This window comes from Amycolatopsis sp. CA-161197 (genome assembly GCF_050942255.1).
Classification (GTDB): domain Bacteria; phylum Actinomycetota; class Actinomycetes; order Mycobacteriales; family Pseudonocardiaceae; genus Amycolatopsis.
Window position 1 is genome coordinate 6,494,978 of sequence record NZ_CP192059.1, and the last position, 13,560, is coordinate 6,508,537.

At 66.4% G+C, this 13,560-nt stretch carries 12 protein-coding genes and 1 tRNA gene; 5 read left to right on the plus strand and 8 right to left on the minus strand.

Annotated elements, in window-relative coordinates:
- Nucleotides 1–43: 43 nt before the first annotated feature.
- Both ACQPXB_RS30285 and ACQPXB_RS30290 read right to left on the minus strand, forming a co-directional pair.
- Entirely contained in the window at nucleotides 44–1,222 is a 1,179-nt protein-coding gene (locus tag ACQPXB_RS30285; protein ID WP_386950508.1) for a branched-chain amino acid ABC transporter substrate-binding protein, read from the minus strand.
- Nucleotides 1,223–1,671: 449 nt separating this feature from the next.
- A complete protein-coding gene (locus ACQPXB_RS30290) occupies nucleotides 1,672–2,283 on the minus strand; it encodes an ANTAR domain-containing response regulator (RefSeq protein ID WP_220242049.1) in 612 nt (203 codons plus the stop codon).
- A gap of 171 nt (nucleotides 2,284–2,454) precedes the next feature.
- Here ACQPXB_RS30290 and ACQPXB_RS30295 point away from each other — a divergent pair.
- A tRNA-Leu gene (locus ACQPXB_RS30295) sits at nucleotides 2,455–2,528 on the plus strand.
- 930 nt (nucleotides 2,529–3,458) lie between these two features.
- On the opposite strand, the gene ACQPXB_RS30300 is transcribed toward ACQPXB_RS30295, so the two are convergent.
- Nucleotides 3,459–4,169 carry a TetR/AcrR family transcriptional regulator gene (locus ACQPXB_RS30300; protein ID WP_386949671.1) on the minus strand — a complete coding sequence of 237 codons (711 nt, stop codon included), beginning with the start codon at nucleotides 4,167–4,169 and terminating at the stop codon, nucleotides 3,459–3,461.
- A gap of 162 nt (nucleotides 4,170–4,331) precedes the next feature.
- On the opposite strand from ACQPXB_RS30300, the gene ACQPXB_RS30305 reads away from it, so the two are divergent.
- Complete coding sequence (locus ACQPXB_RS30305; RefSeq protein ID WP_432845282.1) at nucleotides 4,332–5,342, plus strand: NAD(P)-dependent alcohol dehydrogenase; 1,011 nt, start codon at nucleotides 4,332–4,334, stop codon at nucleotides 5,340–5,342.
- Nucleotides 5,339–6,100, plus strand: coding sequence for a DUF4389 domain-containing protein (locus ACQPXB_RS30310; protein ID WP_432845283.1), 762 nt, complete (start codon nucleotides 5,339–5,341; stop codon nucleotides 6,098–6,100). The genes ACQPXB_RS30305 and ACQPXB_RS30310 overlap by 4 nt, the downstream gene beginning before the upstream one ends.
- A gap of 352 nt (nucleotides 6,101–6,452) precedes the next feature.
- On the opposite strand, the gene ACQPXB_RS30315 is transcribed toward ACQPXB_RS30310, so the two are convergent.
- From ACQPXB_RS30315 to ACQPXB_RS30325, 3 genes are all read right to left on the minus strand, one after another.
- Nucleotides 6,453–6,896, minus strand: a complete 444-nt coding sequence (locus tag ACQPXB_RS30315) for a YybH family protein (RefSeq protein ID WP_432845284.1) — start codon at nucleotides 6,894–6,896, stop codon at nucleotides 6,453–6,455.
- 54 nt (nucleotides 6,897–6,950) lie between these two features.
- Nucleotides 6,951–7,598 (minus strand): nitroreductase family protein, encoded by a 648-nt coding sequence (locus ACQPXB_RS30320; RefSeq protein WP_432845285.1) that lies wholly within the window; start codon nucleotides 7,596–7,598, stop codon nucleotides 6,951–6,953.
- Between the two features lie 61 nt (nucleotides 7,599–7,659).
- Nucleotides 7,660–8,007 carry a GNAT family N-acetyltransferase gene (locus ACQPXB_RS30325; protein ID WP_432845286.1) on the minus strand — a complete coding sequence of 116 codons (348 nt, stop codon included), beginning with the start codon at nucleotides 8,005–8,007 and terminating at the stop codon, nucleotides 7,660–7,662.
- A gap of 549 nt (nucleotides 8,008–8,556) precedes the next feature.
- Between ACQPXB_RS30325 and ACQPXB_RS30330 the strand changes: the two genes are divergently transcribed.
- Nucleotides 8,557–9,480 carry a LysR family transcriptional regulator gene (locus tag ACQPXB_RS30330; RefSeq protein WP_432845287.1) on the plus strand — a complete coding sequence of 308 codons (924 nt, stop codon included), beginning with the start codon at nucleotides 8,557–8,559 and terminating at the stop codon, nucleotides 9,478–9,480.
- A gap of 213 nt (nucleotides 9,481–9,693) precedes the next feature.
- Here ACQPXB_RS30330 and ACQPXB_RS30335 read toward each other — a convergent pair whose 3' ends face one another.
- Both ACQPXB_RS30335 and ACQPXB_RS30340 read right to left on the minus strand, forming a co-directional pair.
- On the minus strand, nucleotides 9,694–10,638 hold the full coding sequence (locus ACQPXB_RS30335; protein ID WP_432845288.1) for an NADP-dependent oxidoreductase: 945 nt from the start codon (nucleotides 10,636–10,638) through the stop codon (nucleotides 9,694–9,696).
- Between the two features lie 283 nt (nucleotides 10,639–10,921).
- Nucleotides 10,922–11,875, minus strand: a complete 954-nt coding sequence (locus ACQPXB_RS30340; RefSeq protein ID WP_432845289.1) for a helix-turn-helix domain-containing protein — start codon at nucleotides 11,873–11,875, stop codon at nucleotides 10,922–10,924.
- A 166-nt stretch (nucleotides 11,876–12,041) separates the two neighbouring features.
- Between ACQPXB_RS30340 and ACQPXB_RS30345 the strand changes: the two genes are divergently transcribed.
- Entirely contained in the window at nucleotides 12,042–13,556 is a 1,515-nt protein-coding gene (locus tag ACQPXB_RS30345) for a GMC family oxidoreductase (RefSeq protein ID WP_432845290.1), read from the plus strand.
- The last annotated feature ends 4 nt before the right edge of the window (nucleotides 13,557–13,560 follow it).

Genomic DNA, 13,560 nt, shown 5'->3' on the forward strand with positions numbered 1-13,560 from the left:
AGCCGCCGGACACGCACCCCGGTAACTGGAACGGAAGCTGGAGCTACTTGATCTCGGTGTTGCGGACGATCTTCCCGTTGTCGACCTTGTAGGTCCACACCGTGGTCGACGACAGCTCACCCTTGTCGTTCCACTTGAAGTGCTTCGTGATGCCCTGGCCGTCGTAGGTCTTGACGTAGTCGAGCAGCGCCGGGCGCGTGGTCTTGCCCGAGTCGATGCCCTTCAGCAGGATCGTGGCGAGGTCGTAGGCCTCGGGCGAGTAGGTGCCCGGGTCCTTGCCGGTGGCGGCCTTGTACGCGTCGGTGAACTTGGTGAACTGGTCCGCCGGCACGCACGGGCAGGTGAAGTAGGCGTTCTTGGCGGCTTCGCCGGCGCCCTTCACGAACTCGTCGTCCTTCACGCCGTCCGGGCCCACGAACTTCGCGGTGACGCCGGCGTCGTTCAGCTGCTGCGCGAAAGGAGCGGCTTCCTGGTAGTAACCGGAGTAGAACACCGCGTCGGGCGCGTTGGCCTTGATCTTGTTGACCACGGCCGAGAAGTCGGTCTGCTTCGTCTTGACCTTGTCCTCGCACGACAGGGCACCGCCGAGGGCCGCCTTGGTCGAGGTGGCCAGGCCGACGCCGTAGTCGGAGTCGTCCTGGATGACGCAGACCTTCTTGGCGCCGAGCTCACCGGTCATGAACTTCGCGGCGGCCGGGCCCTGCGTGTTGTCGTTGCCGAGACCGCGGAAGAAGGTCTTCCAGCCGTTCTCGCTCAGCGTCGGGTTCGTGGCCGACGGGGTGACCGTGACCAGGCCCGCGGTGTTGAAGATGTTGCCCGCGGCCTTGGACTCACCCGAGAACGGGAGACCCACGACGCCGATGATGCCCGGGGTGTTCACGATCTGGGTCACGATGCCGGGCGCCTTGTCGGGCGTGCCCTCCGTGTCGTACTGCTCCAGCTTGACCTGGCAGCCCGGGTTCGCCTTGTTGTGCTGGTCGACCGCGAGCTTGGCACCGTTCAGGATGTTGATGCCGAGGGCCGCGTTGGCGCCGTTGATGGTGCCGGCGTAGGCGATGGAGGTCGGCGAACACTGCGCCTTGCCGTCACCCGCCGGGTCGGCGGCGTCGGCGGCGGCCGACGGGGCCGCGGCCTGCGGCGCGCTGCTGTCGGATCCGCCGGATCCGCTGTCGGTACGCGCCGCGCACGCGCTCAGGGAGATGGCCCCCGCAGCCGCCAGCACGAAGATCTTCGTGAGTCGTGCTCTCTGCACTCTTCCTCCAAATGCCACCCAACCGTTCGAAGTGAACGGCTCGTCCCTATGTGGGAACTGACTGGCCGCTGAAAGTAGCCGCCCCGCGAGGTGTTGCACAGAGTTACCCACTGTCTTGTATCCACATCGTGACGGTCGTCACCGGCAGTAATGGATGTTCTCCACCCGATTGTCGCAATCTGACAACCGGGTGATGACACTGAGTACTCGGATCACGCCTCGATCGGGGCACTTGACTTACGGCCAGATCGATGTAGACAGTCTAGGGACTCCGCTCAGCAGGGGAAGAAGCAACGGGCCAAGATCAGACTCGAAGGTAGCAAACTTGCCCTCCCGGACCCTGCACAGCGACGGAAGACCACACCAAAACGGGCGCGACCCCCTGGTCACGCCCGTTTTGCCACTCGGATGGGTGAGACCTAGCCGATGCTCTCCACCACGGCCTCGGCCACCGCCTTCATCGTCGTGCGGCGGTCCATCGCGGTGCGCTGTATCCACCGGAACGCGTCTGGCTCGGTGAGCCCCTGGCGACTCATCAGCAGGCCCTTCGCGCGGTCGATGACCTTGCGGGTCTCGAGCCGGTCGGTGAGGCCCGCGACTTCGGCCTCCAGCGCCTGCAGCTCGGAGAAGCGGCTCACGGCCAGCTCGATGGCCGGCACGAGGTCACGCTTCGCGAACGGCTTCACCAGGTACGCCATCGTGCCCGCGTCGCGGGCCCGCTCGACGAGGTCGCGCTGGCTGAACGCGGTGAGGATGACGACCGGCGCGATCCGGTCGCTCGTGATCTTGGCGGCGGCCTCGATACCGTCGAGTTTCGGCATCTTGACGTCGAGGATGACGAGGTCGGGCTTGAGGTCGGTGGCCAGATTGATGGCTTCTTCACCATCGCCGGCCTCGCCGACCACCTCGTAGCCCTCCTCACGCAGCATCTCGACCAGGTCGAGCCTGATGAGCGCCTCGTCCTCGGCGACGAGCACCCGACGCTGCGGCACGGTGGCGGCACCGTTGGCCTCGGTAGCCTGTTCGGTCACCGGGGTCCTCCTGAAGGCTCGGCGGGACGGTTGACTCGCGGTGACCCGCGAAAGGTCAGCCTACCGGGAACGATCCAGTTCCCAAGATGGCGTTCACCACGAAGTGGCGACCGCGACACCCCGCCCCGCCACACGCGCGTCACCGGTGATCGCGTAAAGTTCCCCGCGCTCGCCCCCGTAGCCCAACTGGCAGAGGCAACGGATTCAAAACCCGTCCAGTGAGAGTTCGAATCTCTCCGGGGGCACGAGCAGTGACCAGCACAAATCGGCCACTGACCAGGCGAAACCCGGTCAGTGGCCGATCTTGTGTCGACCGGTGGCGCGTGACGGCGACCGGCGGAGACCGGCTACGCGCGGTCCACACGACCGCGTCGGCTGAGCATCCACACCAAGATGTTCGTGCCAATGGCCGGCCGCCGGCACTCGCCGTGCAGCGGATGCCGACCGCGGTGAACGAGACTCCGTTGCGAAGATCATGACTCCGCCCCGCACTCGTCGTCCTGGCTACCGCCGTTCGACGGATTCCTGCGTCCTCGGACCTTGGCGACGCCCCAGGCACCTACCGGAAAGGCCAGCCCGAGAAGCGGCGAAACCCATCCCGGGACACCAGAGGCCGCGCAACCGACCTGAGCCAGCGTCTGCACAAAGAAAAGCCGCACCGGAGGATGCCCTTCTCGTCGTGCAAGCTCTCCGTTATCCAAGGCTCGTGTCGGCCCCGGCGGAGATGATCTCCAGTGCGGCTTGCGTTTCCTTCACCGTAAGCCGCGGTTACACCGCGGCGGGTCAGATGTCGTTGTGGTCGTTCAGGCCCAGGCTTCGGGCAATCTTCTCCAGTGCGACCTCATAAGGCCACGTGTCACGCGTGGCCGGAACGGGACTGCGGGCATGCTCACGACCCGGGCGGGCCGCACGTCGACGAGCCAGTAGCTGCGGTCGGCGAGAGCGAAGAAGCCCGGGCTGTGCTCACGGACGCCGTCGGCGGTGCCGAGCCGAAGCCGCATGGGCTGCGACACAACGTCCAGCCGGATGGTCTGGCCGCGTCAGGTGGCCGGGTATTTCCTCAAGGGTTCCGACGCCGCTAGAAAGAGTGTGTTCGACCGGTCTCCTCTTGTCCGCTCGGATTCGGTGCCCGGCGGGGGCGAAGACCGGGCGGACCGGTGATCATCGGGTGTGGCTCAGTCGGATCCGGCGGACTTGCGTCCCGTGGCCACGCGGGCGGTGAGGCCCTCGAGGATCCGGCGAAGGCCCCAGAGGTACTGCTCGGTGGAGATGTAGCCGGCCATTGTTGCCGCCGCCGCGGCGCTGAGCGGGAACTGGTCGGGCGGTCTCGCAGAGAAGGCGAGCTGGCGGGTGGCGATCCGTTCCGACTCCGCCGGCATCGGGACCTTGTGCCGCACATCGGCGACTTCCAGGGCGAGGGAGCCGAAGATGTAGACGAACAGCAGGTAGGACGCCCGTGCGGCGTCGGTGGCGTCGAGTCCGGCGTCGGCCAGCAGTTGCAGGAGCCGTTCGGTGAGGGCCTGCGCGACAGGGCCGTCCATGCGGCTGCCGACCATCAGGCTGACCGCGCCCGGATGGGCGGACAGTTTTGCTCGCAGTTCCAGGGCCAGCGCCTCCACGCGCTCGCGCCAGGGCTGCGCACGGTCGGCGAAGACGTCGTGGTCCACCTCGCTGAGCAGCCGCTCGACGAGTGCATCGATCACGGCGGCCTTGTCCGGGAAGTAGGTGTAGATCGCGTTCGGGACCACGCCCACCCGCGCGGCAATCGCCCGCACGGACGCCGCGTCCGGGCCGTGGTCGAGCAGGCTCAGCGCCGCGTCGAGGATCTCGTCCTCGGTGAGGGCGCGTCGCGGACCGCGAGGGCGTCGCCCACCTGATTCGGACACGGGTGCCTTCCTCCCCTTGACTTCGGTACCAGCAGGGTAGACGGTTCTTTGTACGGCGTACAAATCATGTACACCGTTCAGAGATCAACAAGGAAGGTCACGATGCGCACCACGCACGTCGACAGCCTGAGGGGTCCCCCTCGCGAGACCGGAGGGTCAACGATGACGGCGGCCGTGCAGGACCGCTACGGCGCCGCTCCCGAGGGCCTCTTCCGGGTCGCGCAGATCGACATACCGACCATGGGAGACGACGACATCCTGGTGAAGGTGCGCGCGGCCAGTGTGGATCGGGGCACCTGGCACATCATGTCCGGCCTGCCGTATCCGATCCGGCTCGCCGGCTTCGGACTGCGCCGCCCGAAGTACTCCAACCCCGGCCGGAACCTGGCGGGAACGGTCGAGGCGGTCGGCCGCAGCGTCACGGGCTTCACCCCCGGCGACGAGGTGTTCGGGATGTCGACCAGCACCTTCGCGCAGTATGCGACCGCCCGACCCGGCAAGCTCGCCCCGAAGCCGGCGAACCTCTCGTTCGAACAGGCTGCCGCTGTCCCGGTCTCAGGGGTAACGGCCCTGCAGGCGGTCCGCGACCATGGACGCGTCCGGGCCGGTGAGAAGGTGCTGATCATCGGCGCCTCGGGCGGTGTCGGGACGTTCGCCGTGCAGATCGCGAAGGCGTTCGGCGCGGACGTCACCGGCGTCTGCAGCGCCGGCAAGGTGGAGATGGTTCGCGCCCTGGGCGCCGACCACGTCATCGACTACACCCGTGCCGCCCTCGCCGACGGCGGACACCACTACGACGTCGTCCTCGACATCGGCGGCAACGCCCGGCTGTCCGATCTACGGCGGGTTCTGACACCACGGGGACGACTGGTCATCGTCGGCGGAGAGAGCGGCGGCCGGCTGCTCAGCGGCAGCGACCGCCAGATCCGGGCGAAGCTGCTTTCGCCGTTCGTCCACCAGCAGCTGGGCACCTTCGTCGCGAAGGAGAACGCCGGCGACCTGATCGCGCTCGGCGCGCTCATCGAGGGCGGAAAGCTCACCCCCGCGATCGAGCGCACCTACCCACTGACCGAGGTCGCCGCGGCCATCCGCCACCTGCTCGACGGGAAGACCCGAGGCAAGCTCGTCGTCTCCGTCCTCCCCCAGGCACCCGCCACCGGGAGCACACCATGACCGATCCCCGCACGTCCTACCCCGTCCGCGTCGACGCGGCGCTCGAGCCGTCGGGCTCCCGCGGCCTGTGGCTGGTCAAATGGCTGCTGCTGATCCCGCACTTCGTCGTGCTGTTCTTCCTGTGGATCGCCTTCTGCGTAGTCAGCGTGATCGCGTTCTTCGCCATTCTGATCACCGCGCGCTATCCGCGACCGTTGTTCGACTTCAACGTCGGCGTGCTGCGATGGAGCTGGCGGGTGAACTACTACGGCTACAGCGCCCTGGGCACCGACCGCTATCCGCCCTTCAGTCTCGCCGACGCGGCCGACTACCCGGCGCACCTCGACGTGCCCTACCCCGAGCGGCTGTCCCGCGGCCTGGTGCTGGTCAAGTGGTGGCTCCTGGCCCTGCCGCACTACATCGTGCTGTCGATCCTCGTCGGCGGCGGGCTGTGGGCAAGCTCCGGTGCGACCACCGACCCTGGCTGGAACGCCGTCGCGGGCGGTGCCGGCCTCATCACGCTGCTCCTGCTGATCGCCGCGATCGTGCTGCTGTTCACCGGCCGGTACCCGAAGTCCCTCTACGACTTCGTGCTCGGCATCAACCGCTGGGCGCTGCGCGTGGCCGCCTACACCGCACTGATGACCGACCGCTATCCGCCGTTCCGACTCGACCAGGGCGGCGCCGACCCGGTACCCGCCCACCCCGCCCCGCCATCGCCTTCCGGACCGCCGTCCGCAGGACAGCCGGCCGAGGAAACCCTTGGCCAGGCCGGATAGCGGCAAGCGCCCACGCTGGTCTCGATCATTGATCCGCGCCACCTGATCGTCGCTTTCGAACGGAGGACCGGAAGCTGTCCGATGTGGACAGTCCGGTCCTCGTGCCGAACGTCGCGCTGGCGCCCGACGCTTCGTCGAGGAGATCCGCCCCAGCCGGTCTCTGGGAATCGTCGCAGGCTCTCCAGCACCCCGTCGGTGAACACCGGCAACCTCCCGCCAATGCCCAGAGATTTCCAAGCCAAGAGCCTGCTCAGCCAGATCCGCCCGATTTTCTCGAGTACTGCGGCGGCCCCTCGTCGACGCCACGCTGAAGAGCGGGCTCTCGCCGAGGGGCCACCGTGGCGGACACGGGTCAGGCGGGCCGCCGGACCGCCGTCCCCTGGTTGTTGTCGATCAGGTAGCGCCAGACTCCGTCCGCGCCGCGGCGCAGGACATCGCTTGCCGAGCCATGGAAGTGCATTTTCTCGCCGTCGGGGCCGGTGCCGTCGATCGACCAGTCCAGGATGATCTCGGCGGTGTCGCCGGCGACGAACACGTGGCGTGTCTTGGCCGTCAGCGACAGGCCGAGCGTGAGGAAAGGCTCGAGATCGTCAACGATCCCGGCGTGGCCGGTGACGGTCCGACCGTCGGGCTTGACGAGCACGACCTCCTCCTCGTACAAGGGCATCAGCTCGCTGATCTTGCCGGAATTGAATCGCTCGACCAGCGCCGTGACAATGTCTTCGGGCTTGGTGGGCAGTGAGCAGGACTCGGACATCAGGATTTTCCTGTTCGTGTCGGCGAACTGTGGTGTCACAACGATAATCTATAATCGGGACCATTTAATGGTCGTTTCCAATGCCGTGATTGTTCAGACGAAGGTGAACAATTGGTCGGCTTCGAAGCGCGAAATCGGGCCGTTGTTCACTTTCGCCCGGTCGGGGTAGCCGAGAGCCAGCAGCACGGTCGTGGTGTGACCGGTTTCGCGGATCATGAACGCCTTGTCGACACTGGTCGGGTCGAACCCTTCGAGCGGCATGGCCTCGACGCCGAGCTCAGCGGCCGCCATCATGGTCATGCCCAGCGCCATGTACGCCTGCTTGTCCATCCAGTGGTTCAGGTCGTTGTAGCGGTAGATGTGCAGGTCGAGGAAGTCGCGGCTCTTCGACTCCCGCAGCCCCTGCTTTACCGGGTCCGGGAACCGGCCGTCGGCTCTCTCCTTCGAGAACACCGCCTCGACATGACTCTCGGGCAGATCTGCCCGGGAGGTGAGGATGATGACGTGCGACGCGTTCAGGATTTTCTCGTTGTTGTGCTCGAATTGTTCGCCCAGGTTGCCGGCCAGCCGCTCTTTGCCTTCGGGTGTGGCGACGACGTAGAAATGGTTGGGCTGGATGTTCGTCGACGTGGGCGTCGAGCGAAGGAACCTCAGCAACTGCTGAAGGGTTTCCTCCGGAACGGTCTTGCTGGGGTCGAAATACCTGGTGAGATGCTTGCTCATGAGCTTGTCGAGGTTCAAGTAAATCTGCCTTGTTCTTGCAACCAGCGGGTGAGGGGTCAGCGACGGTCGGGCACGTCCGTCAATTGGTGCGCTCGCGCGGCGCGCGATCAGGCACCACCGCACGGCCCGGGAACCGGCCATCAACCAACCCCTTGTACTCAGGGTGATCGGCAATGTAGTCCGCCACAAAGGTGCAGTAATTGGTGAGCTTCAGGTCCCGCGCCAGCAGATCGTCCAAAGCATATTTCACCAGCCGCGTCGCGATCCCACGACCGCGATACTCGGGCTCGACAATCGTATGGCTGAGCGTCACCCGCTGATCACCACGCGGCGTGTGGTAGACGATCATGCCGACCACCTGCCCGTCCACGACAGCCTCATACGAACCATTTTCGGCATTCCTCTGTGCATCCATCTCAAAATCCACTTCATCTCTCCTGATGCTTTCTCGAGCAGTGGCTGGTCACGTACGCGCACCACACGGGACAGGGAGTCCGTGCCGGCCACGACGACCGGCCGCCTTGTCCGCGCAACGCGCCTGATGCGGGGGTGTTCACCGCGGTGACGTCCTTCTCCTGTCACAGGGCGCGCGCGGAGGGAGCGCTGCCGACGTCAACGAAGTGGCTGAACGGCACCGTCAGAAGCTCACCAGCAGCGCGTAGGAACGCGCCGGCGAGCACACGGAGTGTCCCCGACAAGATCGGAGCGCAGCTCGGCTTCGTCCCGAACATATTTAAGACCATCGCGGGGCATGGGAAATCAGCCTCCGGTAGGTGCGCACGGGTACCTCCGTCGGCGCGAACCCGCCGCCATGCTCGGTGCGGGTCGTCATGCTCGGGTGAGAATGCTGCACAGCCATCGAGACCTATTATGGCCATGAAGAAATACCCTGTAAATTCGAGATATCTTCAGTCAGGGTTCGGAAAACACGAAGTCTGAACGTGCCGTGCACGTATCACCAAGACAGGAACTGTCAGTGGACCTCATCGATCTCGACCTCGTGACGGCGGTCGCGGAGACCGGCAGTATCACGCACGGCGCGGCCCGGGCCCGGCTGTCCGTACCCTCGGCCAGTGGGCGCATCAGCAATCTGGAGCGCACCCTGGGCGTGACGCTCTTCGACCGTGGCCGTCGCGGAGTCGCCCTCACCCCGGCGGGACAGGTGCTGGTCCGCCACGCCAGGTCCGTGTGCCACGCGGTCGGCCGGCTGCCCACAGAACTTGACGAATATGCGCAGGGACACGGCGCCACCGTCCGCGTCCGGGCCAACGCCGCCGGCACCGCGAGCCTCATGCCGGCCGCCGCCGTCTCGTTTCTCGCCCGGTACCCGCACGCCCGCATCGACCTGGAGGAACGCCCGAGCCACCGCATTGTCGCAGCGGTGGCCGAAGGCCGCGCCGATATCGGAATCGTCGCCGACTCCCACGAACTCGGACAGCTCGAAACCCGGGTGATCCGCCCGGATCCGCTGGTGGTCGTCACGCTGCCCGACGACCCGCTGGCCCGCCTGTCCCGGGTACCGTACGCCGACGTGCTGGGTCGCGCGTTCGTCGGCCTGAACGTCGCCAGCCCGTTGCAAGAGCACCTGGAGACGCACGCCCAGCCGCTCGGCACCCAGCCGAGGTATCGCGTCCGGCTGCCCAGCATCGACGCCGCCTGTCACGCCGTGGCCGGGGGAATCGGCATCGCCATCCTGCCCTGGTACAGCGTGCGGCGCTGGCTCACCAGCGGCACCCTGGCCGCCGTCCCCCTCGCCGAACCGTGGGCGGACCGGCGGCTGCTCGCCTGCTTCACCAGCGACCGCGATCTCTCGGACACGGCCCGCGCACTCCGCGACCATCTGCTGGCCCACGCCGACGACGAAGACGGCACGGACGAACCGGCATCAGGCGGCGACTGAGGGTAGGAATGTTCGCCCAGAAGGTGAAACGCCCCTGTCGGCAAGGATCCCTTGCTGACAGGGGCGTTCGACGCGGCCGGCGCGGCGACCAGGACATTCGTCTACTTGGTTGATCTCCGCAATCTCCAGAAAGCGAATCCACCCTCTTCAACGATGGCCATGCTGCTGACGTGGATCCGACAAAAAACAGAATCGGCCACTGTGGCCGAACCCTTACGAGCGGACTTGGATGATCGTCTTGCCCTTGGGCGGCACAGTGGGGTTGAAGGCCGCGACGGCGTCATCGAGGGGCGCGACATTGCCGATGTTCGTCCGCACCCTCCCGGCGCGCACCCGCTGGGCGATCTCGCCGAGTTGGGCGCGATCGGGCTGTACAACGAAGTCGACCGCCAGACCGGAACGGGGCCGTGCCTCCGGCGGTCCGGCGACGGTCACCAGCGATCCGCCATCTCGGACCAGCGCCGCGGACCGCTTCCCGATATCGCCGCCGAAAACGTCAAACACCAGGTCGACTCCGCCGACGTCCTCCAGCGTGTCGTTCTCGAGGTCAACGAACTCCTGTGCGCCGAAGTCGAGTGCCGCCTGGCGGCCGGAGGCGCGCCCGGTACCGATGACGTAGGCACCCGCTTCCCGCGCGAGCTGCGTTGCCATCGATCCGACCACGCCGGCCGCACCGTGGACGAGAACGCTTTGCCCTGCTTGCAGGCGGCCGTGTTCGATCAGCCCTTGCCACGCGGTCAAACCCGACATCACCAGGCCCGCGCCGGTGGTGAAGTCGACATCGCCCGGCAACGGTGCGAGGTTGCGCGCCTCGACGACCACGTATTCCGCGAGGGTGCCGTCACGGGTCCAGTCCGTGAGGCCGAACACGCGCTGACCGACGGACAGGCCGGCCGCGCCGTAGCTGAGAGAAGTGACCACTCCGGCAACTTCGTGCCCTGGGATCGACGGCGTGCGGTCACGCCCGAGCCGATCGATCCACGTGGACGGCCACGACAGCTCATCCCAGGTAAAGCCCGAAGCGTGAACCTGAACGACGACATCGCCGTAGTTCGCGCCCGCGAGGTCGGCGAGCTTCGCGGTATCCGGATCGGGTCGTTCAGCGAGCGTCATCCCGGCCCGTCCCGCGGCCTCGTCCGTCACCGTGATCGCCTTCATCCGGCACCCTTCTCTCTTCGTTCAGCCGTCGTGCCACTCATTGTGGACGATATAGTCCATCATGGCCGTCGCCGGAAGAACCTGCCAACCCGACCGCGAGGTGCCGCGGGGCCGGCTTGTTCGGCCGCCGCGTTACGCACATCTTGCGGGTGGGTGCAAGGGAGGACAAATGCTGTTATGCGGCTCGCCTATGTCCAAACCGGCATATCGCAGTAGCTCCGCCGGAGGACGTCTTCGCCATCGCGTCGGACAGCGGTCAGATCCACAATAGACGGCGTTCACTTCACCCAAACGGGGGTGTTTCCGGCGCGAGTGCCGCCCGAGCAGCTACCGATCCGGCCGCGAGGTCAGCTCGCAGCTGTGACGGACTGAGACCGTACTTGGCGCGACACAACCGGCTGAAATGTGCCGGGTCCGCGAATCCCCAGCCGGAGGCCAAGGATGCGATCGTCCGGTGCGCCTGCGACGGGTCGCCCAGATCTCGACGCACACCTTCCAACCGCAGATGCCGGATGTAGTCAGCGACCGTGCAAGGCTCGTCAGCGAACAACCGATCGAGAGTTCGGGCCGACATGTGGTGAGCTGCGGCGACAGACGCGTGGGACAGATGCGGATCGGCCAGGTGAGCACGAACGAACGCGAGGATCTCCAGGCGAAGTGTCGATGCTGGTGCGGGGGCAGCAGGTTCAGCGTTTGCCAGCGTCGCACCCAGGAGCGCGAGGCCGGCATCACCCATGCGTGCAGCCGTATCGAGCTGCAATCGGTCACGCTGCGCCACGCTGCTCACCAGAAATTCAGCCAGCACGGCGCCGGCCCCGTCTGAAGCGGGGAACGGATGGTCCATCGCGGCGGCAACAGCCTGGTGACGCATGCCGAGGGCATGCCGAGGCAGCGTCAGCACAGCGCAAGACCACATTCCACCGAAGCTCAGCGAGTACGGCTTCCCCGTGTCGTACACCGCCAACTGGCCCTGTTCGATGGCAACTTCACGACCGCCCTGGCAGACGATCGCGCTGCCACGCAGCTGCAAACAGACCTTGAGGTGATCACTGCCGATCCGACCGATATCGGCCGCCGACCGGACGAATACCTGCGGGTTGCCCGCGACGTTGAACGCTTCGACCAGGCCCAGCTTGGCTTGGCAGACGTTCCCGAGCGGCTCGCGGGTCCCGACCCTCTCGGGCGTCGTTCCCGCGAACACCGACTGCACATGCGCGCGCCAGGAATCACCTTTCAAGACGTCACGTCGGTCCGGTGACCTCTGTCCGACTGGCTGTGACATCGGCGGAAACCTCCTACACCGTGGCGCAAATCGACAACCGGCGACGCGGCTTCATGGCGTCTACTAGCGGTCAACCAGCCCAACCCCGGTGGAACACCGGACGAAGAAGAAGGGTAGGGCAGTGTCGGAAAACTGTTACACCTACATCGTCGTCGGTGCGGGTTCCGCCGGCTCTGTGGTCGCGGCGCGGCTGTCCGAACGCCCCGACGCAACCGTTCTGCTGCTCGAAGCCGGCCCGCCCGACACGCTGCCCGACATCAGCGTGCCGGCAGCATGGCCGGCGCTGTGGGGAACAGCCGTCGACTACGCATATCGGACGGTACCTCAGTACCACGCCGGCGGCGTCGAGAAGTACGTGCCCCGGGGACGGACACTCGGCGGTTCGAGCGCCATCAACGCCATGCTGTGGCTCCGAGGACACCGCGCGGACTTCGACGCATGGGCCGCCGCGGGTTGCGGCGGCTGGGACTACGAAGGTGTGCTGCCCTACTTCAAACGACTCGAATCAGTACCCGACGGTGACCCGAAGTACCGCGGCGACAGCGGTCCGATGCGGCCGGCCGTCGCGGAGAACCCGCATCCCTTGGCACAGGTCTTCATCGACGCGGCGGTCGCCGCGGGACATCCGCGCACCGACGATTTCAACGGCCCGCACCAGGAGGGGGTCGGCCTGCACGATCTCAACATCGTCAACGGGCGCCGCCAAAGCAGCGCCGACGGTTACCTACACCCGATCATGGACACCCGTCCGAATCTCACCGTCGCGACGAATTCACGAGCTCGGAAGCTGGTCTTCGACGGTGATCGATGTGCAGGCGTCGAGTTCGTGAAGGACGGGAGGCTGGTGTCGGCCGAGGCCTCGAGCGAGGTCATCCTCAGCGCGGGCGCCATCGACACCCCCCGTCTCCTGATGCTCTCCGGTGCAGGGCCCGCCGACGTGCTGACGGCGGCCGGGGTCGACGTGGCCTTCGACCTTCCGAGCGTCGGCGCGAACCTCCACGAGCACCCGCTGTGCAGCGTCGTGTTCGAGCTCGCCGAACCGGCCGCCGACAGCCTCGGGTCGCACACCGAGGCGTCCATGGTTTTCCGCAGCAATCCGGCTCTCGAAGCACCCGACATGCAGTTGGTGTTCATCGAGGTTCCGTTCCATCAACCGGAGCTGCGGGCCCCTGCCAACAGTTTCACCATCGGCGTCACGGTCGTTCCGAAGAGCCGCGGCTCGCTGCGCATCGTCAACGCCGACCCTGAGACTCCCCCGCAAATCGATCTCAACTTGCTCGCCGACGAACACGACGTAAGCCGGCTAATGCACGGAATTCGTGTCATCCGCGAAATAGCCGCAACCGAACCGTTCGCCGGCCTGATAAAACAGGAATCGCTCCCCGGCCCCGCGGCAACTGACGGCGCCGCTCTTCGCGACTACGTCACCCGTGGAACGGGCTGCTACAACCACTCGAGTGGCAGCTGCGCGATGGGTGTGGGACCAACGGCAGTGGTCGGCCCCGATCTGCGCGTCCACGGGATCCGCGGGCTGCGGATCGCGGACGCATCGATCATGCCACGCCTTCCCGTCGTCAACCCGAACGCGGCAGTGATGATGATCGGGGAAAAGGCCTCCGACCTCATCGGTTCTTGACTTG

What these genes read in the sequence shown, in the direction of transcription:
- ACQPXB_RS30305 (WP_432845282.1), top strand. Translation starts at nt 4,332, where the DNA reads ATGACGGCGGCCGTGCAGGACCGCTACGGCGCCGCTCCCGAGGGCCTC.
- ACQPXB_RS30310 (WP_432845283.1), top strand. Translation starts at nt 5,339, where the DNA reads ATGACCGATCCCCGCACGTCCTACCCCGTCCGCGTCGACGCGGCGCTC.
- ACQPXB_RS30335 (WP_432845288.1), bottom strand. Translation starts at nt 10,638, where the DNA reads ATGAAGGCGATCACGGTGACGGACGAGGCCGCGGGACGGGCCGGGATG.